Genomic DNA, 18,433 nt, shown 5'->3' on the forward strand with positions numbered 1-18,433 from the left:
GGGCTGCGACACGCCGTCGCAGCCCGGAGCACTCACATGCCCGAATAGTTCGGGCCGCCGCCGCCCTGCGGGGTCACCCAGACGATGTTCTGGGTGGGGTCCTTGATGTCGCAGGTCTTGCAGTGCACGCAGTTCTGCGCGTTGATCTGCAGCCGCGCGCTGTCGGCTTCGCCGACGAACTCGTACACGCCGGCCGGGCAGTAGCGCGCTTCCGGACCGGCGTACTCGGCCAGGTTCACCTTCACCGGAATGCTCGGATCCTTCAGCGTCAGGTGGCTGGGCTGGTTCTCGTCGTGGTTGGTGCTGCTCAGGAACACCGAGCTGAGACGATCGAAGGTCAGCACGCCATCGGGCTTGGGGTAGGCGATGCGGGTGTGCTTGGACGCCGGTTCCAGGCAGACATGATCCGGCTGGGTGCGGTGCAGCGTCCACGGCGGATTGCGCACGCCCAGCTTGGGCAGCAGCCACTGCTCCACGCCGGTCATCAGCGTGGCCACGGTCTGGCCCTTCTTGAACCACTGCTTGAAGTTCTTGGCCTGCTGCAGTTCGGTGAACAGCCAGCTGGCTTCGAATGCCTTCGGGTAGGCGCTCAGTTCATCGTGCTGGCGGTCGGCGGCCAGCGCGTCGAACGCGGCGTCGGCGCACAGCATGCCGGTCTTGATCGCCGCGTGGCTGCCCTTGATGCGGCTGGCGTTGAGGTAGCCGGCCTCGCAGCCGACCAGTGCGCCACCCGGGAACACCGTCTTCGGCAGCGACAGCAGGCCACCGGCGGTGATCGCACGCGCGCCGTAACCGATGCGGGTGCCACCCTCCAGGTGCTTGCGGATGGACGGATGTGTCTTGAAGCGCTGGAATTCCTCGAACGGGCTCAGCCACGGATTCTTGTAGTCCAGGCCGACCACGTAGCCGATGGCGACCTTGCCGCCGTCGGCGTGGTACAGGAACGCACCGCCGTAGGTATCGCTGTCCAGCGGCCAGCCGGCGGCATGCACCACCAGGCCCGGCTCATGCTTGGCCGGGTCGATTTGCCACAGCTCCTTGATGCCGATGCCGTAGGCCTGCGGGTCCTTGCCTTCGTCCAGCGTGTAGCGGGCGATCAGCTGGCGGCCGAGGTGGCCGCGCGCGCCTTCGGCGAAGATCGTGTACTTGGCCTGCAGGGCCATGCCGCGCTCGAACGCCGGGCCGATGCTGCCGTCCTTCTCGATGCCCATGTCGCCGGTCGCCACGCCGATCACTTCACCGTTGTCGCCGAACAGCACTTCGGCGGCGGCGAAGCCGGGGAAGATGGCCACTTCCAGCGCCTCGGCCTGCTGCGCCAGCCAACGGGTCACTTCGCCCAGGCTGATGATGTAGTTGCCTTCGTTGTGGAAGCACTCCGGCAGCAGCGCGTTGGGCGTGCTGCGTGCGCCGGTTTCGCTGAGGAACAGGAATTCGTCGCGGGTGACCTTCTGCTTCAGCGGTGCGCCGCGCTCGGCCCAGTCCGGGAACAGTTCGGTCAGCGCGCGCGGGTCCATCACCGCACCGGACAGCACGTGGGCGCCTGGTTCGGAGCCCTTTTCCAGCACGCAGACCGACAGCTCGCGGCCGGCTTCGATCGCGCGCTGGCGCAGGCGGATCGCGGTGGCCAGGCCGGCGGGGCCGGCGCCGACGATCACCACGTCGAACTCCATTACTTCACGCGGGGGCAGGGCGTTGGCTTCAGCGCTCATCGATTGCATGACTCGTGGGTAGGGCCGGCATCGGGGCCACCGGCGGTGCCTGGGAATCGCGCGTGCGGCCACGGGCGAAACGGTTGTTTGAATGTGTCAGGGTACCGGGACGCGCGTGATCGAGCTAGATAGACGCCGTTCACCGCACGATTGCTGCAGCGCAGCGTAGTGCCTCAGCCCTGGTGGGGCTAACCCTGGTCGGCACGCGCTGCCCGGATGACCGACAATGGCCGGGTCCTGACTGCGTGTGAGTGCCATGGCTTTGCATCCGTACGATCTGTTCGATGTCCGTTCCCTGCTCAACGAGGAAGAGCGTGCGGTGCAGGAGAGTGTCGCCCGCTTCACCAACGAGCGCGTGCTGCCGATCATCGGCGATGCCTTCGACCAGGCCCGTTTTCCGTCTGAACTGGTGCCGGAGATCGCGTCACTGGGCCTGCTGGGTGCAACGCTGCCGGCCGAGTACGGCGGCGGTGGCCTCGGCGCGGTCAGCTACGGCCTGATCTGCCAGGAGCTGGAGCGCGGCGATTCGGGCCTGCGCAGCTTCGTCTCGGTGCAAAGCTCGTTGTGCATGTACCCGATCTACGCCTATGGCAGCGAGGAACAGCGCCAGCAGTGGCTGCCGGCGATGGCGCGCGGCGAGCTGATCGGCTGCTTCGGCCTGACCGAGGCGCATGGGGGTTCCGACCCGGCCAGCATGAAGACCCGCGCTGTGCGCGACGGTAGTGACTGGCGCATCAGCGGCAGCAAGATGTGGATCACCAGCGGCCCGGTGGCCGATCTGGCCATCGTCTGGGCGCAGACCGAGGACGGTATCCAGGGCTTCGTGCTGGAGAAGGGCATGGCCGGCTTCACCACGCAGGAAATCAAGCACAAGATGAGCCTGCGCGCCTCGCTGACCGGTGCGCTGTTCTTCGATGACGTGCGAGTGCCCGACAGCCACCGCCTGCCGAACGTGAAGGGCCTGAAGGGGCCGCTGGGCTGCCTGACCCAGGCCCGCTATGGCATCAGCTGGGGCCCGATCGGCGCGGCGATTGCCTGCCTGGATGAAGCGCTGGGCTACGCCAAGGAGCGCGTGTTGTTCGGTCGCCCGCTGGCGGCGACGCAGAGCGCGCAGATCAAGCTGGCCGAGATGGCCCGCCGCATCACCACCGCCCAGCTGCTGGCCCTGCAACTGGGCCGGCTGAAGGAAGCCGGCCAGCTGCAGCCGCAGCAGGTCAGCCTGGCCAAGTGGAACAACTGCCGCATGGCCATCGACATTGCCCGCGAGTGTCGCGATCTGCTGGGCGGAGCGGGCATCACCACCGAGCATGTGGCGATCCGGCATGCGTTGAACCTGGAATCGGTGATCACCTATGAAGGCACCGAGACCGTGCACCAGCTGGTGATCGGCCGCGAGCTGACCGGCATCAACGCGTTCTGAAACCTGGTTCCGGTGGGTGCCAACCTTGGTTGGCACACCTCTCCGGAAGTTTCTGCAGGCCCCTGGACCTGCTTTTGGTAGGTGCCAACCTTGGTTGGCACATTCCTTCAGCGCGCGACCGGGCATCGGTGCGGACCAAGGTCCGCACCCACCAGAAGCAGCCCACAGCCACCGGAAGTTCTCAGCAGTCCCCTGGACCTGCCTTTGGTGGGTGCCAACCTTGGTTGGCACATTCCTTCAGCGCGCGGCCAAACATCTGTGCGGACCAAGGTCCGCACCCACCACAAGCGGTCTGCGGCGTTACGCGCCGCCGGCAAACCCGTGCTGGCGCCAGGCCTCGTACATCACCACGGCAACGGTGTTGGAAAGATTGAGGCTGCGGTTGTCCGGCCGCATCGGCAGGCGCAGGCGGCGGCCATCGGGCAGGGCATCGAGCACGTCCTGCGGCAGGCCGCGGCTTTCGGGGCCGAACAGGAATGCATCACCGTCTTCAAAGGCCACGCTGTCATAGCGGACGCTGGCACGCGTACTCAGGGCGAACAACCGTTTCGGTGCGATCCGCGCCAGCGCGGTATCCAGGTCGGGGTGCACCTGCAGGCGTGAATACTCGTGGTAGTCCAGCCCGGCGCGCTTGAGCTGCTTGTCTTCCAGTGCGAAGCCGAGCGGCTCGACCAGGTGCAGCTGCGCGCCGGTGTTGGCACAGAGCCGGATCACATTGCCCGTGTTGGGCGGGATTTCCGGTTGGAACAGGATCACGTGGAACTGGGGCGCGGCATTCATCGGCGCAGTGTACCTGCGACGGCGGCCGCCTTTACGGCGCACGCCCTGCGCTGGGCAGGGCGGCACCGCTTACGGGCGCAGCAGGACCTGGGCGGTTTCGGTGGCCAGGGCCTGCAGGTCGGCGGCGCTCGGACGCACCTGCAGGGCCGGCAGGTTGACGATGACCGAGTGGGCAACGTTGGTGGCGGCGGCGGCCAGGGTGGCGGCGTAGCGCTGGGCTTCCAGTTCGGCGGCCAGGGCGACGCGCTGTTCCAGGCTCGGGCGCACTTCCACCGAGGCCAGGGTGGTGATCGGCATCGCGGCCGCAACCGGGGCGGCGACGTAGCCGCTGCGCTCGGCCAGCTGGTCGGCGCTCGGGCGCACTTCCACGGTGGCCAGGGTCGGGATGCCGCTGGCCTGTTCCCAGGCCTGCTGGGCCAGCTGGTCGGCGGCCGGGCGGACCTGCACGGTGGACAGCGTCTTGATGGATTCGGAGGCCTGCACCGACGAAACAACCGCGGTGCCGGCGATCAGGGCGATGGCGATGGCAATGGTCTTGGCGTTCATGACGGGGCCTGTTTAGTGTTGGTGATCAGTGGTGTGGTAGTAAGGTAGTACACCGATTCTGGGCATGCAAGGAAAATTTTCGATTTCCTGCATTTGTTCAGTCTTCAGTCAGCTTTCGTCTGAAGCCCTTCCTGGCGCAGGAAGTACCAAGCAATCCCCGTGCCAACTTTTAGTTGTTGATTTACAAGTGTTTTTTTGCGCCGGAAAGTGTCCGGTGGGCGGACACCTGTCCATTCGATGCGCCGCGGACACTGTCCGGACGTTCCTGGCGGGCGCATGTGACGGGTCAGGCAGGGCAGATCGGCACCGCGGATGGGGCACAGGGGCAAACACCCCCAGTGACTGCTGGCCGATTCCTGCCGCTGCGTGCGCAGGCTAGGATCGGGGTTCACCTATGTGACCAAGGATCCGGATATGTCTCTCGCCCTTCGCCCGCGCGCTGCACTGCTGGCCGTCGCCCTCAGCACCGCCCTGGGCACGCTTGTGCCTTCCCATGCGCTGGCGGCCAAGCCGGCCGCACCGGCGAAGGTCGATATCCCGTATGAGCAGTTCACCCTGCCCAACGGCCTGCGCGTGATCGTGCATACCGATCGCAAGGCGCCGATCGTCGCGGTCAATGTCTGGTACCACGTGGGCAGCAAGGACGAGCCGGCTGGCCGTACCGGCTTCGCGCACCTGTTTGAACACCTGATGTTCCAGGGCAGCGAAAACCACGACGGCGAATTCTTCGAACCGTTCAAGCAGGTCGGTGCCACCAACCAGAACGGCACCACCAATACCGACCGCACCAACTACTTCGAGAACGTGCCCACCACCGCGCTGGACATGGCGCTGTGGATGGAATCGGACCGCATGGGCCATCTGGTCGGTGCGATCGACCAGGCGGCGCTGGACGAGCAGCGTGGCGTGGTGCAGAACGAGAAGCGCCAGGGCGAGAACCAGCCCTACGGCCAGGCCTGGGACCAGCTCAACAAGGCGCTGTACCCGGTTGGCCACCCGTACCACCACGGCGTGATCGGTTCGATGAACGATCTGAACGCGGCGTCGCTGGATGACGTGAAGACTTGGTTCCGCACCTGGTACGGCCCGAACAACGCGGTGCTGGTGCTGGCCGGCGACATCGACCTGGCCACCGCCAAGGAAAAGGTCGGCAAGTACTTCGGCGCCATCCCGGCCGGCCCGACCATGGCGCAGCCGGCAGTGAACGTGGCCAAGCGCAGCGCCGACACGCGCGAGACGATGACGGACAAGGTGCCGCAGGCGCGCATCTACCGCGCCTGGAACGTGCCGCAGGTCGGCACCACCGATGTCGATCAGCTGCAACTGTTCGCGCAGGTCCTGGGCGGTGCCAAGTCCTCGCGCCTGAGCCAGCGCCTGCAGCACCAGGACAAGCTGGTGGACAGCATCGCGTCGGGCCTGTCGACGTCGCAGCTGGGTTCGAACTTCGTGATCATGGCGACGGTCAAGCAGGGCCAGGACCCGGCCAAGGTCGAGAAGATCATCGACGAGGAACTGGACCGCCTGATCAAGCAGGGTCCGACCGCGGCCGAGCTGGAGCGCGCCAAGACCAGTGCCCGCGCCGGTTTCATCCGCGGCATCGAGCGCATTGGTGGCTTCGGCGGCAAGGCCGATGCACTGGCCGAGTGCGCGGTGTTCACCGGCGACCCGGGCTGCTTCCGCACCTCGCTGGCCAACATCGAGAAGGCCAGTGCTGCTGATCTGAGCCGGCTGGGCGCGCAGTGGCTGGACACGGGCAGCCACACCCTGGTGATCGCACCGGGTGAGCGCGTGGCGCTGAAGGAAGACCCGAGCCAGGCGCCGAAGCCGTTCAACGTGCCGGCGGTGGACCCCAAGTACAGCACCCTGCCCGAGCAGGTCGACCGCAAGGCCGGCGTGCCGCAGACCCGCGAGTTCCCGCAGCTGAAGTTCCCGGCGCTGCAGCGCGCCACGCTGAAGAACGGCACCCAGGTGATCCTGGCCGAGCGCCACGAGATTCCGGTGGTGCAGTTCAGCTACCAGTTCCCGGGCGGCTTCAGCGCCGACCAGGGCCGCAAGCCGGGCACCGCCAACTTCACCATGAGCCTGATGACCGAAGGCGCCGGCAAGCTCGGCTCACTGGCCTTCGCCGATGTCGCCGACGCACTGGGTGCCAGCCTGGATGCCTCGGCCGGCCTGGATTCGATGAGCGTGGACCTGTCGGCGCTGAAGGAAAATCTGGCACCGTCGCTGGCGCTGTACCGCGACCTGCTGCGTGAGCCGCGCTTCGAGCAGGGCGAGATCGACCGGGTCAAGGCGAGCTGGATCGCCGGCATCCAGCAGGAGAAGGTCAACCCGGGTGCGGTGGCGATGCGCGTGCTGCCGCCGCTGCTGTACGGCAAGGGCCACCCGTATGCCATTCCGTTCACCGGCAGCGGTGACGAAGCGGCGATCAATGGCCTGACCCGCGAAGACCTGGTCGACTTCCACCACGACTGGCTGCGCCCGCAGAACGGCACCCTGATCGTGGTCGGTGACACCACCCTGGCCGAGATCGTGCCGCTGCTGGACAAGCAGTTGGGCGACTGGAAGGCCAGTGGCGACGCCCCGCAGGTGAAGGCGGCCACCGACGTAGCGCTGCCGAAGGGCCCGCGCGTGTTCCTGATCGACCAGCCGGGTGCGGTGCAGGCCAACCTGTTCGCCGGCCAGGTGGTGGCGCCTTCGAGCGCTGCCAGCTCGACCCGCTTCGACATCGCCAACGGCGTCATCGGCGGTGACTTCACCTCGCGCCTGAACATGAACCTGCGTGAAGACAAGCACTGGTCGTACGGTGCACGCAGCAGCGCGGTCAACTCGGTGGGCCAGCGTCCGTGGATGGCCAGCGCGCCGGTGCAGATCGACAAGACCGGTCCGGCGATGGCGGAAATGCGCAAGGAAATCGCCGCGTTCGCCGATGGCAGCAAGCCGGCCACCGCCGACGAGGTGAACCGCATCCGCAACATCCAGACGCTGAGCCTGCCCGGTGCCTACGAGACCGCCAGCGCGGTGGCGTCGACCATCGGTTCGATCGTGCAGTTCAAGCGCCCGGACGACTACGTGCTGCGCCGCAAGGCCGAGATCGAGGCGATGACCCCGGCGCAGGTGCAGCAGGCCGCTGCCGAGATCAAGCCGCAGGCCCTGACCTGGGTGGTGGTGGGTGACCTCAAGCAGACCGAAGCGGCCGTGCGTGCGCTGAACCTGGGCGAGGTGACGGTGATCGATGCCGAAGGCAACCCGGTCAAGAAGTAAGGGATGTGCCTGCCCGCCACGGCGGGCAGGTCTCCCGTGGTAGCGCCGGGCCATGCCCGGCGGTTTTTCGGCGGCCAGCCATGCCGCGCTGCGCGCTCGCCGGGCATGGCCCGGCGCTACCGGGGGATCCGACCCCACCCCCGGCTACCCCCGATTCAGGCTGTTCAGGCAGAATCCCCCCATACCCTTCCAGGATCTGCCCATGCGCGTTCTGCTGCTTTCCTCCCTGCTGCTCACCGTCACCGCCTGTACCTGGGTGCCGATCGAACCGGCCGGCAAGGCGACCCGCGTGCTGCCGGCAGGCCCGGTTCCCGCCGGCTGCATCGCCAAGGGCGAGGTGGTGGTCACCGTGAAGAGCAAGGTCGGCTTCTACAACCGCAACCCGCTGCGGGTGCAGGAAGAGCTGGAAACCCTGGCCCGCAACGAGGCCCCGAGCGCCGGCGCCAATGCCGTGCAGGCCGCTGCGGCCCCGGCCGATGGCAGCCAGCGCTTCGCCGCCTTCCAGTGCCCGCCGCGCTGAACGCTTCACCATACGGGCAAGGCTGAATTCGTAAAGATGCGGTGAAAGCCCGGGGGTTATAGAATAGCGCCCCCTTTTGCCTGAGCCTTGGCGCTAACCTCGATGCTCTTCAAGAATGTCTCGATCGCCGGCCTGGCACACGTCGACGCGCCGCATACGCTGACGACCAAGGAAATCAACGAACGCCTGCAGCCGACGTTGGATCGCCTCGGTATCCGCACCGACGTGCTCGGCGATATCGCCGGCATCCATGCCCGCCGCCTGTGGGACAACGGCGTGCTGGCGTCGGACGCCGCCACCATGGCCGGCCGCAAGGCACTGGAAGACGCGGGCATCACCGCGACCCAGGTCGGCCTGCTGGTCAACACCTCGGTCAGCCGTGACTACCTGGAGCCGTCCACGGCCTCCATCGTGTCCGGCAACCTCGGCGTCAGCGACGAATGCATGACCTTCGACGTCGCCAATGCCTGCCTGGCCTTCATCAACGGCATGGATATCGCGGCGCGCATGATCGAGCGCGGTGATATCGACTACGCGCTGGTGGTGGATGGCGAGACCGCCAACCTGGTGTACGAGAAGACCCTGGAGCGCATGACCGCCCCGGACGTCACCGCTGACGATTTCCGCAACGAGCTGGCGGCGCTGACCACCGGTTCGGGTGCTGCGGCCATGGTGATGGCGCGCTCGGAACTGGTGCCGGACGCCCCGCGCTACAAGGGCGGCGTGACCCGCTCGGCCACCGAGTGGAACCAGCTGTGCCTGGGCAACCTGGACCGCATGGTCACCGATACCCGCCTGCTGCTGATCGAAGGCATCAAGCTGGCGCAGAAGACCTTCAGCGCCGCCAAGATTGCACTCGGCTGGGCCGTGGAAGAGCTGGACCAGTTCGTGATCCACCAGGTCAGCCAGCCGCACACTGCCGCGTTCATCAAGAACTTCGGCATCGACCCGAAGAAGGTCATGACCATCTTCGGCGAGCACGGCAACATCGGCCCGGCCTCGGTGCCGATCGTGCTGAGCAAGCTCAAGCAGCTGGGCAAGCTGAAGAAGGGCGATCGCATCGCGCTTCTGGGCATTGGTTCCGGCCTGAACTGTTCGATGGCTGAAGTGGTCTGGTAAGCAGCCCGCTGCCCGACCTCCTGTAGAGCCGAGCCATGCTCGGCTCACGCGCGCAGCGCGGCTCTTCCGCAGCGGACCGGAGAGCAGCCGAGCATCGGCTCGGCTCTACACCGCGCCGCGATTCTCCTTAGGTGCTCCGCATGCGCGATCTCCCCGGTTACCCCGCCCACCCGCAGCGCTTCGAAGTGCGCCCTGGCCTGTCGATGAACTATCTCGACGAAGGCCCGCGCGACGGCGAGGTGGTGGTGATGGTGCACGGCAACCCGTCGTGGAGCTATTACTGGCGCACGCTGGTGGCTGGCCTGTCGGACACTTACCGCTGCATCGTGCCGGACCACATCGGCATGGGCCTGTCGGACAAGCCGGACGACAGCCGCTATGAGTACACGCTGCAGTCGCGCGTGGACGATCTCGATGCACTGCTCAGGCACCTGGGCATCACCGGCCCGGTGACCCTGGCCGTGCACGACTGGGGCGGCATGATCGGCTTCGGCTGGGCGCTGTCGCACCACGACCAGGTGAAGCGCCTGGTGGTGCTCAACACCGCCGCCTTCCCGATGCCGGCCGCGAAGAAGATGCCGTGGCAGATCGCGCTGGGCCGCCACTGGAAGATCGGCGAGTGGATCATCCGCAGTTTCAACGCATTCTCGTCCGGCGCCTCGTGGCTGGGCGTGGAGCGGAAGATGCCGGCCGACGTGCGCCGCGCCTACGTGTCGCCGTACAACAGCTACGCCAACCGCATCAGCACCATCCGCTTCATGCAGGACATCCCGCTGTCGCCGGCCGACAAGGCGTGGTCGCTGCTGGAGCGTGCCGGCAAGGCGCTGCCGTCGTTCGCCGACCGCCCCGCCTTCCTCGGCTGGGGCCTGCGCGACTTCGTGTTCGACCACCACTTCCTGAAGGGTTTCCAGGCCGCGCTGCCGAAGGCCCAGGTGCATGCCTTCGAGGATGCCGGGCATTACGTGCTGGAAGACAAGCACGAGGTGCTGGTGCCGGAGATCCGCGCGTTCCTGGACAAGAACCCGATCTGAGGGGCGTGCCGACCAACGGTCGGCACCCACCGGAAGAGGTAATGGGCAGGTGCCGACCGTTGGTCGGCACACCGGACTACGCCGCGACCGGCGCCTGCGGCGGCGAAGACGGGCTGTTGCCGTTGTCGTCCGGATGATCGTCATCATTGTCGGCGTCATCGCGCCAACGCCAGTCGGCCAGCGTCAGTGGATCCAGGCCATAGGCGATGCGCGCCTTGTCGCACTGCGGGCTGGCTTTGCCGTACTCCCACGATGCATCCACCTCACGGCACACGCTGGGCCGGTTGGGGTGGATGGTGCAGCGTGAATACACGCCGATCTGCGCATCCAGCGCCACGCAGCGCACCGGCTTGGAATGGGTGCCACGCATGCACAGGCGATGCGGGTCCAGCACTTCGGTGAGCTGGTGTGGCACGCCGCCGGGGGTGACCTCGTCTGATTCCATCCAGTGGAAGGCCACGCGGTATTGGGTGCAGCAGGCGCCGCAGGTCATGCAGGGATGTTGCATGGGCAAGCCGCCTCGGGCGGCAGTCGGAATCAGGAACGAGGGTGCGGATTTTCCACGAAGTGGGGCGCCGCGCAAGAAATTCCGTAAGCGGCGACAATGAGCGGATGAACCGACCCTGCAATATTGCGGCCCGTTTGCCTGAACTGGCGCGTGAACGCCCCGACCAGATTGCTATCCGCTGCCCCGGCCGCCGGGGCGCCGGCAACGGCATGGCCGCCTACGACGTCACCCTGGATTACCGCCAGCTGGACGCCCGCAGCGATGCCATGGCCGCCGGCCTGGCCGGCTACGGGATCGGCCGAGGGGTGCGCACGGTGGTGATGGTGCGGCCCTCGCCGGAGTTCTTCCTGTTGATGTTCGCCCTGTTCAAGCTGGGCGCGGTGCCAGTGCTGGTCGATCCGGGCATCGACAAGCGCGCGCTGAAACAGTGTCTGGACGAGGCGCAGCCGGAAGCCTTCATCGGCATTCCGCTGGCCCATGTGGCGCGGCTGGTGCTGCGCTGGGCGCCGTCGGCGGCGCGCTTGGTGACCGTCGGCCGCCGCCTCGGCTGGGGCGGAACCACCCTGGCCGCGCTGGAGCGCGCCGGCGCCAATGGTGGGCCGATGCTGGCCGCCACTGACGGCGAGGACATGGCCGCGATCCTGTTCACGAGTGGCTCCACCGGCGTGCCCAAGGGCGTGGTCTACCGCCATCGCCACTTCGTCGGCCAGATCCAGCTGCTGGGCAGTGCCTTCGGCATGGAAGCGGGCGGGGTGGACCTGCCGACCTTCCCGCCGTTCGCGCTGTTCGATCCTGCGCTGGGCCTGACCTCGGTCATCCCGGACATGGACCCGACCCGGCCGGCACAGGCCGACCCGGCGCGCCTCCACGACGCCATCCAGCGTTTCGGCGTCACCCAGCTGTTCGGCTCGCCGGCACTGATGCGGGTGCTGGCGAAGCATGGCCGGCCGCTGCCGACGGTGACCCGGGTGACCTCGGCGGGTGCGCCGGTGCCGCCGGACGTGGTCGCCACCATCCGCAGCCTGCTGCCGGCCGACGCGCAGTTCTGGACGCCGTATGGCGCCACCGAGTGCCTGCCGGTGGCCGTGGTCGAGGGCCGCGAGCTGGAGCGTACGCGCGCCGCTACCGAGGCTGGCGCAGGGACCTGCGTGGGCAGCGTGGTGGCGCCGAACGAAGTGCGCATCATCGCCATCGATGACGCGCCGCTGCCGGACTGGTCGCAGGCACGCGTGCTGGCCACCGGCGAGGTCGGCGAGATCACCGTAGCCGGGCCGACCGCCACCGACAGTTATTTCAACCGCCCGCAGGCCACGGCGGCGGCAAAGATCCACGAGACGCTGGCCGATGGCAGCACGCGCGTGGTCCATCGCATGGGCGACGTCGGTTACTTCGATGCGCAGGGCCGACTGTGGTTCTGCGGGCGCAAGACGCAGCGCGTGGAGACCACGCGCGGACCGCTGTACACCGAACAGGTCGAGCCGGTGTTCAACACCGTGGCCGGGGTGGCGCGCACGGCGCTGGTCGGTGTCGGCGCCCCGGGTGCACAGGTGCCGGTGCTGTGCGTGGAACTGCAGCGTGGCCAGGCAGACAGCCCGGCGCTGCAGGAAGCGCTGCGTGCGCATGCCGCAGCGCGCACGCCTGAGGCCGGCCTGCAGCACTTCCTGGTGCATCCGGCGTTCCCCGTCGATATCCGTCACAACGCCAAGATCGGCCGCGAGAAGCTCGCCGTCTGGGCCAGCGCCGAACTGGAGAAGCGCGCATGAAGATCCTGGTCACCGGTGGTGGTGGTTTCCTCGGCCAGGCGCTGTGCCGCGGGCTGGTCGAACGTGGCCACCAGGTACTGGCGTTCAACCGCAGCCATTACCCGGAACTGCAGGCGATGGGCGTGGGCCAGATCCGTGGCGACCTGGCCGATGCGCAGGCAGTGCTGCACGCGGTGGCCGGCGTTGACGCGGTGTTCCACAACGGTGCCAAGGCCGGTGCGTGGGGCAGCTATGACAGCTACCACCAGGCCAACGTGGTCGGCACTGACAATGTGATCGCCGCCTGCCGCGCGCACGGCATCAGCCGGCTGGTCTACACCTCCACGCCCAGCGTGACGCACCGTGCCACCCACCCGGTGGAAGGTCTGGGCGCGGATGAAGTGCCCTACGGTGAGGACTTCCAGGCCCCGTATGCGGCGACCAAGGCGATTGCCGAACAGCGCGTGCTGGCGGCCAACGACGCCTCGCTGGCGACGGTGGCACTGCGCCCGCGCCTGATCTGGGGCCCGGGCGATCAGCAGCTGGTGCCGCGCCTGGCCGAACGTGCACGGCAGGGCCGCCTGCGTCTGGTGGGCGATGGCAACAACAAGGTGGATACCACCTACATCGACAACGCCGCGCTCGCACACTTTCTCGCTTTCGAGGCATTGGCGCCGGGGGCCGCGTGTGCGGGCAAGGCCTACTTCATTTCCAACGGCGAACCGCTGCCGATGCGCGAGCTGGTCAACAAGCTGCTGGCCGCCGTTGGTGCGCCGACGGTGGACAAGGCGATCAGCTTCAAGGCCGCTTACCGCATCGGTGCGCTCTGCGAGCGCCTGTGGCCGCTGCTGCGCCTGCGCGGCGAGCCGCCATTGACCCGCTTCCTGGCCGAGCAGCTGTGCACGCCGCACTGGTACAGCATGGAGCCGGCACGCCGTGACTTCGGCTACGTGCCGCAGGTCAGCGTCGAAGAAGGGCTGCGCAGGCTGAAGGCTTCATCTGCTGCATAGATCGCCGTCACTGGCTGCACACCGCCAGATCGGGAGGATGGACCCACGCCATCCAACGGCCCGGACATCTGCGAGGAGCGCCATGCTGCATTACGCCGTCATCTTTTTCGTCATCGCCATCATCGCCGCTGTGCTCGGCTTCTCCGGCATTGCCGGCGCTGCCAGCAACATTGCCTGGATCCTGTTCGTTGTGTTCCTGGTACTGGCAGTGATCTCGATGTTCCGCAAGCGCGGGTAGAAGACCGCAGGGTAGTGCCGGCCTCTGGCCGGCACGCCCTCTTTGTAGCGTCGAGCATGGCTCGACGCTACACACAGCGCCGCTACACGGCGCTGTGCAATCCGCGATCGGCTTCATGGCGCTCCAGCGCCAGTTCGATCAGCCGCGTGATCAGCGTCGTGTAGCCCACACCGCTGGCGCCCCACAGCTTCGGGTACATGCTGATGCGGGTGAAGCCCGGCAGTGTGTTGACCTCGTTGATGACGATCTCACCGTCTGTGGTGAGGAACACATCCACGCGCGCCATGCCCGCACACTCCAGCGCCTGGTAGGCCCGCAGCGCGGTCTGCTGGATGCGCGCCTGGGTTGCAGCATCGATATCCGCCGGCACCACCACCTCGGCGCCGTAGGTGTTGATGTACTTGGTGTCGTAGGCGTAGAACTCGTCGTGCACCACCACTTCCCCACACAGGCTGGCCTGAGGATGTTCGTTGCCCAGCACCGCGCACTCGATCTCGCGACCGACCACCGCCGATTCCACCAGCACCTTGTGGTCGTAGCGCAGCGCCAATGCCAGCGCCTCGGCGAAGCCCGCTGCATCCTTGACCTTGCTCACCCCCACCGACGAACCCTGGTTGGCCGGCTTCACGAACAACGGCAGGCCGAGCTGCGCGATCACCGCATCGACATCGACTGCCGCCGCCTGATGGCGACGGATGCACAGCCACGGTGCCACCTGCAGCCCGGCGTCGCGCAGCAGGCGCTTGGTCACGTCCTTGTCCATCGCCACCGCCGAGCCCAGTACCGGTGAACCGACGAAGGGCAGGTTGGCCATGCGCAGCAGCCCCTGCAGCGCACCGTCCTCGCCCAGCGGCCCGTGCACGATCGGCAGCACCACATCGATCTGGCCGAGCGCGCTGGCCGCATCGGACGGCTGCAGCTGCGCCTGCTCGGCGCCCGGGCGCACCGCCAGCGACGTACCGGACCGATGCAGGGCGATGCGCGACGGATCATCGGCATTGATCAGGAAGGTATCCGGCTGGCTCAGATGCCACTGGCCCTGCTTGTCGATACCGACCAGCACCGGCTCGAAGCGCTCGCGATCGAGCGCATCGAGGATGTTCTTCGCCGACTGCAGCGAAACTTCGTGCTCGGAAGACTTGCCACCGAAGATGATGCCGACCCGGGTCCGTGCCATGGGGAATGCGATGTCCTGTGCGTTGCGTGGCCTCATAGCATGAACCTTCATCGGCCTTCCGCGTGAGGCACAGATGAACCAGAAATCCATCCTCGCATGGCGTGGATCTACCGTGTCGACCAAGGTCGACACCCACCACAGCAACACAGAAAGCCGCCCTGACAGCAGCGGGAAACTGTCGAAGGCGGGGTGGGTCCGGTTGTGGGGGTGTCCGCGGCATGGATGCCGCGGCCAAGCCCCCACGGATGGGTTTACGGCGTCCCCCGCAACCGGACCCATCCCGCCAACCCACGGAATGCCCGCTGTTGCTGTTGCTTCGGCTACTGCTGTTGCCGTTGCCTCTGCGGGTGCCGGGCGGCAGCCCGGCCCAAGCCCCCCACCCACGCAGGTAGAATGCACACATGGCTCTCTCCCTGCTCAAGTCCCTCAAGCCGGTCGCCGGCCGCGCCCTGCAGATCGCCCTGAACCGCGCGCTGGCGCTGGATCCGGATACCCGCCATGCGCTGACCAGCCTGGATGGCCGGCATATCGATCTGACCCTGGAAGCGCCGTCGCTGGCCATGCGCATCAGCGTCGACGGCGACCAGCTGCGGGTCGGCCCGGTGGATGCGCAGGAAGCCGACCTGGCCGTGCGCAGCAGCCTGGCCGGCGTGCTCGCGCAGCTGCCGCTGCTGGCCAACGCACGGCGCGGTGACAACAACGGCAAGGGCCGCGTGCGCGTGGCCGGCGACGCCGAACTGGCACGCCGCCTGCAGCAGCTCGCCAAGGGCTTCGACCCGGACTGGCAGCAGCCCTTCGTCAGCGTGTTCGGCGAGGTACTGGGCGTGCAGGTCGCCAATACCCTGCGCAGCGCCCTGCAGCACGCACGCCAGGGCGCGGTCGACCTGGCCCACAGCGCCGCAGAATTCATCACCGAGGAATCGCGCGATGTAGTGCCGCGCGCTGAACTGGATGCCTTCCACGATGATGTGGACGTGCTGCGCGACGACGTGGAGCGCCTTGGTGCACGCGTACAGCGCCTGCGGGGTGCCGCATGAAGGCCGTGCTGCGCGCCAGCCGCATCGGCCGGGTGATCCTGCGTTACCGCCTCGACGACCTGCTGCAGGGCACACCGGCCGAGCGCTGGTTGCGCCTGGCCAAGCCGTTCGTGCCGCGCGCCTCGGCCGACATCGCCGCACAGTCGCGCGGTGCGCGCCTGCGCCTGGCGCTGCAGGATCTCGGCCCGATCTTCGTCAAGTTCGGCCAGATCCTGTCCACCCGCCGCGATCTGGTCCCACCGGATGTGGCCAACGAACTGACCCTGCTGCAGGACCGGGTCAAGCCGTTTGATGGCGAGACCGCGCGTCGCATCGTCGAGGAAGCGCTCGGCCTGCCGGTCAGCGAGGCATTTGCCAGCTTCGACACCGAACCGCTGGCCTCGGCCTCGATCGCGCAGGTGCACGCGGCCACGCTGGCCGATGGCCGCCAGGTCGTGGTCAAGGTGCTGCGCCCGGGCATCGAGAAGCAGATCGACGCTGATATCGCCCTGCTCAATTCGCTGGCCGCCCTGGTCGAGCGCACCCATCCGCGCGCCGACAAGATCCGTCCGCGCGAAGTGGTGGCCGAGGTCGAAAACACCCTGTCCGCCGAGCTGGACCTGCAGCGCGAAGGCGCCAATGCCAGCGTGCTGCGCCGCTTCTGGGAAAACAGCGACGACCTGTACGTGCCGGAAGTGATCTGGAGCCACACCGCCGAGCGCGCGCTGACCCTGGAGCGCGTGTGGGGCATTCCGTCCGACGACATCGCCGCGCTGGACAAGGCCGGCATCGACCGCAAGGCGCTGGCCGCCAAGGGCGTGCGGGTGTTCTACACCCAGGTGTTCCGCGACAACTTCTTCCATGCCGACGCGCACGCCGGCAACATCTGGGTCGACACCGATCCGTCGCGTCGCGCCAACCCGCGCTTCATCGCGCTGGACTTCGGCATCATGGGCCAGCTCTCGCAGGAAGATCAGTACTACCTGGCCGAGAACTTCATGGCCATCTTCAACCGCGACTACCGCCGCATCGCCGAACTACATGTGCAGGCGCGCTGGATGCCGGATAACGTGCGCATCGATGACCTGGAAGCGGCCGTGCGTTCGGTGTGCGAGCCGTACTTTACCCGGCCGCTATCGCAGATCTCGCTGGCCGAAGTGCTGATGAAGCTGTTCCGCGTGGCCCAGCGTTACCAGCTGACGTTGCAGCCGCAGCTGATCCTGCTGCAGAAAACCCTGCTGAACATCGAGGGCGTCGGCCGCCAGCTGGACCCGCAGATCGACATCTGGGCGGTGGCCAAGCCGGTGCTGGCGAAGATCCTGCGCGAGCGCTACAGCCCGCGCCGGGTGGTGCGCGAGCTCGGCAAGCGCCTGCCGGAAATCATGACCCATGCGCCGGACATGCCACGCCTGGTACACGCCTGGCTGACCCAGCAGGTGGAAGGCCGCCACGAACTGTCGATGCGTTCGCGCGACCTGGCCGCACTGGATGCCAGCGTGCAGCGCCTGCAGAAGCGTGCGGTGGGCGCGATCACCGGTGTCGGCCTGCTGGCCATCGCCGCGCTGATCTATGTGGTGCAGCCGCCGGGCTGGTACTGGGGCGACCTGCCGATGTGGAGCTGGCTGTCCGGTGTGGTCGGCGTGGTGGCGCTGGCGCGCGCGTGGTGGAAGTAGGTCCCATGCTGCAGGCACTCAAGGACGAACTGGCCCGCTTCGGCGCCGACAACGATGCCCGCGAAAGCGCGCGCGGGCGCCGCATGCTCAACATCACGCCGGAGACGGGTGAATTCCTGTCCGTGCTGGTCCGCTTCGGCGCTGCGCGCCGGGTGCTGGAGATCGGCACCTCCAACGGCTATTCGACGCTGTGGCTGGCCGAGGCTGCCGCCGCCATCGACGGCCACGTGACCACGCTGGAATACGCGGAGGACAAGGTGGCGATGGCGCGTGACACCTTCGCGCGCAGTGGCTTGGCCGATCGCATCACGCTGGTCCACGACGATGCAGGACCGTGGCTGGCGCTGGTCGCGGATGCCAGCGTCGACCTGCTGTTCCTCGATTCGGACCGCGGGCAATACGCCGGCTGGTGGCCGCAGTTGCGCCGCGTGCTGCGGCCCGGCGGCCTGCTGGTGGTGGACAACGCCACCTCGCATGCAGAACAGATGGAACCGCTGCGGGCGCTGCTGGAGGCTGATCCGGACTTCAGCACCAGCCTGGTGCCGGTGGGCAATGGCGAGCTGTTGGCCGTACGCAGCGCCTGACTGCTCTACAGGCAGGTGCCAACCTTGGTTGGCACGCCGTTGCCGGTCGCGCAGAGTCGCCGAGCGCGGGCTCGGCTCTACAGAAGGCAGGCCTTT

16 protein-coding genes are annotated in these 18,433 nt (G+C 67.4%); 11 read left to right on the forward strand and 5 right to left on the reverse strand.

Annotation, left to right across the window (positions count from 1 at the left end):
- Nucleotides 1–32: 32 nt before the first annotated feature.
- A complete protein-coding gene (locus tag M1L61_RS00970; RefSeq protein WP_053442360.1) occupies nucleotides 33–1,709 on the reverse strand; it encodes an electron transfer flavoprotein-ubiquinone oxidoreductase in 1,677 nt (558 codons plus the stop codon).
- Nucleotides 1,710–1,965: 256 nt separating this feature from the next.
- Between M1L61_RS00970 and M1L61_RS00975 the strand changes: the two genes are divergently transcribed.
- Nucleotides 1,966–3,129: an acyl-CoA dehydrogenase family protein gene (locus M1L61_RS00975; RefSeq protein WP_043400717.1), complete on the forward strand. Its 1,164-nt coding sequence runs from the start codon at nucleotides 1,966–1,968 to the stop codon at nucleotides 3,127–3,129.
- A gap of 300 nt (nucleotides 3,130–3,429) precedes the next feature.
- On the opposite strand, the gene M1L61_RS00980 is transcribed toward M1L61_RS00975, so the two are convergent.
- Both M1L61_RS00980 and M1L61_RS00985 read right to left on the reverse strand, forming a co-directional pair.
- Nucleotides 3,430–3,909 carry a tRNA (cytidine(34)-2'-O)-methyltransferase gene (locus M1L61_RS00980; RefSeq protein ID WP_005407625.1) on the reverse strand — a complete coding sequence of 160 codons (480 nt, stop codon included), beginning with the start codon at nucleotides 3,907–3,909 and terminating at the stop codon, nucleotides 3,430–3,432.
- Nucleotides 3,910–3,978: 69 nt separating this feature from the next.
- Nucleotides 3,979–4,455 carry a hypothetical protein gene (locus M1L61_RS00985; RefSeq protein WP_010487121.1) on the reverse strand — a complete coding sequence of 159 codons (477 nt, stop codon included), beginning with the start codon at nucleotides 4,453–4,455 and terminating at the stop codon, nucleotides 3,979–3,981.
- Nucleotides 4,456–4,869: 414 nt separating this feature from the next.
- Here M1L61_RS00985 and M1L61_RS00990 point away from each other — a divergent pair, with 414 nt between their 5' ends.
- From M1L61_RS00990 to M1L61_RS01005, 4 genes are all read left to right on the forward strand, one after another.
- A complete protein-coding gene (locus M1L61_RS00990; RefSeq protein WP_248854196.1) occupies nucleotides 4,870–7,719 on the forward strand; it encodes a pitrilysin family protein in 2,850 nt (949 codons plus the stop codon).
- Nucleotides 7,720–7,921: 202 nt separating this feature from the next.
- On the forward strand, nucleotides 7,922–8,239 hold the full coding sequence (locus M1L61_RS00995) for a DUF4156 domain-containing protein (protein ID WP_005407628.1): 318 nt from the start codon (nucleotides 7,922–7,924) through the stop codon (nucleotides 8,237–8,239).
- Between the two features lie 102 nt (nucleotides 8,240–8,341).
- Complete coding sequence (locus tag M1L61_RS01000) at nucleotides 8,342–9,358, forward strand: 3-oxoacyl-ACP synthase III (RefSeq protein WP_010487115.1); 1,017 nt, start codon at nucleotides 8,342–8,344, stop codon at nucleotides 9,356–9,358.
- A 140-nt stretch (nucleotides 9,359–9,498) separates the two neighbouring features.
- Nucleotides 9,499–10,389 (forward strand): alpha/beta fold hydrolase, encoded by an 891-nt coding sequence (locus M1L61_RS01005; RefSeq protein WP_049410028.1) that lies wholly within the window; start codon nucleotides 9,499–9,501, stop codon nucleotides 10,387–10,389.
- A gap of 76 nt (nucleotides 10,390–10,465) precedes the next feature.
- Here the strand turns inward: M1L61_RS01005 and M1L61_RS01010 are convergent, their stop codons facing one another.
- Nucleotides 10,466–10,897, reverse strand: coding sequence for a YkgJ family cysteine cluster protein (locus M1L61_RS01010; protein WP_029380125.1), 432 nt, complete (start codon nucleotides 10,895–10,897; stop codon nucleotides 10,466–10,468).
- A gap of 104 nt (nucleotides 10,898–11,001) precedes the next feature.
- Here M1L61_RS01010 and oleC point away from each other — a divergent pair, with 104 nt between their 5' ends.
- The 3 genes from oleC to M1L61_RS01025 all read left to right on the forward strand — a co-directional run bounded on the left by oleC (nucleotide 11,002) and on the right by M1L61_RS01025 (nucleotide 13,887).
- The gene (gene oleC / locus M1L61_RS01015) at nucleotides 11,002–12,660 is read left to right on the forward strand and encodes an olefin beta-lactone synthetase (protein ID WP_071306512.1); all 1,659 of its coding nucleotides are present in this window, start codon (nucleotides 11,002–11,004) and stop codon (nucleotides 12,658–12,660) included.
- Nucleotides 12,657–13,649, forward strand: coding sequence for a 2-alkyl-3-oxoalkanoate reductase (gene oleD / locus M1L61_RS01020; protein ID WP_191850446.1), 993 nt, complete (start codon nucleotides 12,657–12,659; stop codon nucleotides 13,647–13,649). The genes oleC and oleD overlap by 4 nt, the downstream gene beginning before the upstream one ends.
- Nucleotides 13,650–13,731: 82 nt before the next feature.
- The gene (locus tag M1L61_RS01025; protein WP_004153593.1) at nucleotides 13,732–13,887 is read left to right on the forward strand and encodes a DUF1328 domain-containing protein; all 156 of its coding nucleotides are present in this window, start codon (nucleotides 13,732–13,734) and stop codon (nucleotides 13,885–13,887) included.
- Nucleotides 13,888–13,969: 82 nt separating this feature from the next.
- Here the strand turns inward: M1L61_RS01025 and ddlA are convergent, their stop codons facing one another.
- On the reverse strand, nucleotides 13,970–15,064 hold the full coding sequence (gene ddlA / locus M1L61_RS01030; RefSeq protein WP_248854197.1) for a D-alanine--D-alanine ligase: 1,095 nt from the start codon (nucleotides 15,062–15,064) through the stop codon (nucleotides 13,970–13,972).
- Nucleotides 15,065–15,465: 401 nt separating this feature from the next.
- Between ddlA and M1L61_RS01035 the strand changes: the two genes are divergently transcribed.
- From M1L61_RS01035 to M1L61_RS01045, 3 genes are read left to right on the forward strand one after another with little or no spacing between them, the layout of a single operon-like run.
- Nucleotides 15,466–16,101 carry an SCP2 sterol-binding domain-containing protein gene (locus M1L61_RS01035; protein WP_019337432.1) on the forward strand — a complete coding sequence of 212 codons (636 nt, stop codon included), beginning with the start codon at nucleotides 15,466–15,468 and terminating at the stop codon, nucleotides 16,099–16,101.
- Nucleotides 16,098–17,753: a ubiquinone biosynthesis regulatory protein kinase UbiB gene (ubiB, locus tag M1L61_RS01040; protein ID WP_126560772.1), complete on the forward strand. Its 1,656-nt coding sequence runs from the start codon at nucleotides 16,098–16,100 to the stop codon at nucleotides 17,751–17,753. Before M1L61_RS01035 ends, ubiB begins: the two co-directional genes overlap by 4 nt.
- Nucleotides 17,754–17,758: 5 nt before the next feature.
- Nucleotides 17,759–18,337, forward strand: coding sequence for an O-methyltransferase (locus M1L61_RS01045; RefSeq protein WP_248854198.1), 579 nt, complete (start codon nucleotides 17,759–17,761; stop codon nucleotides 18,335–18,337).
- Nucleotides 18,338–18,433 lie beyond the last annotated feature (96 nt).

This window comes from Stenotrophomonas sp. NY11291, from assembly GCF_023277365.1.
Taxonomy (GTDB): Bacteria; Pseudomonadota; Gammaproteobacteria; order Xanthomonadales; family Xanthomonadaceae; genus Stenotrophomonas; species Stenotrophomonas geniculata.

Excerpts from the sequence above, each read along its gene's own strand:
- M1L61_RS00970 (WP_053442360.1), bottom strand. The coding sequence starts at position 1,709 with ATGAGCGCTGAAGCCAACGCCCTGCCCCCGCGTGAAGTAATGGAGTTC.
- M1L61_RS00975 (WP_043400717.1), top strand. The coding sequence starts at position 1,966 with ATGGCTTTGCATCCGTACGATCTGTTCGATGTCCGTTCCCTGCTCAAC.
- M1L61_RS00980 (WP_005407625.1), bottom strand. The coding sequence starts at position 3,909 with ATGAATGCCGCGCCCCAGTTCCACGTGATCCTGTTCCAACCGGAAATC.
- M1L61_RS00985 (WP_010487121.1), bottom strand. The coding sequence starts at position 4,455 with ATGAACGCCAAGACCATTGCCATCGCCATCGCCCTGATCGCCGGCACC.
- M1L61_RS00990 (WP_248854196.1), top strand. The coding sequence starts at position 4,870 with ATGTCTCTCGCCCTTCGCCCGCGCGCTGCACTGCTGGCCGTCGCCCTC.
- M1L61_RS00995 (WP_005407628.1), top strand. The coding sequence starts at position 7,922 with ATGCGCGTTCTGCTGCTTTCCTCCCTGCTGCTCACCGTCACCGCCTGT.
- M1L61_RS01000 (WP_010487115.1), top strand. The coding sequence starts at position 8,342 with ATGCTCTTCAAGAATGTCTCGATCGCCGGCCTGGCACACGTCGACGCG.
- M1L61_RS01005 (WP_049410028.1), top strand. The coding sequence starts at position 9,499 with ATGCGCGATCTCCCCGGTTACCCCGCCCACCCGCAGCGCTTCGAAGTG.
- M1L61_RS01010 (WP_029380125.1), bottom strand. The coding sequence starts at position 10,897 with ATGCAACATCCCTGCATGACCTGCGGCGCCTGCTGCACCCAATACCGC.
- oleC (WP_071306512.1), top strand. The coding sequence starts at position 11,002 with ATGAACCGACCCTGCAATATTGCGGCCCGTTTGCCTGAACTGGCGCGT.
- oleD (WP_191850446.1), top strand. The coding sequence starts at position 12,657 with ATGAAGATCCTGGTCACCGGTGGTGGTGGTTTCCTCGGCCAGGCGCTG.
- M1L61_RS01025 (WP_004153593.1), top strand. The coding sequence starts at position 13,732 with ATGCTGCATTACGCCGTCATCTTTTTCGTCATCGCCATCATCGCCGCT.
- ddlA (WP_248854197.1), bottom strand. The coding sequence starts at position 15,064 with ATGGCACGGACCCGGGTCGGCATCATCTTCGGTGGCAAGTCTTCCGAG.
- M1L61_RS01035 (WP_019337432.1), top strand. The coding sequence starts at position 15,466 with ATGGCTCTCTCCCTGCTCAAGTCCCTCAAGCCGGTCGCCGGCCGCGCC.
- ubiB (WP_126560772.1), top strand. The coding sequence starts at position 16,098 with ATGAAGGCCGTGCTGCGCGCCAGCCGCATCGGCCGGGTGATCCTGCGT.
- M1L61_RS01045 (WP_248854198.1), top strand. The coding sequence starts at position 17,759 with ATGCTGCAGGCACTCAAGGACGAACTGGCCCGCTTCGGCGCCGACAAC.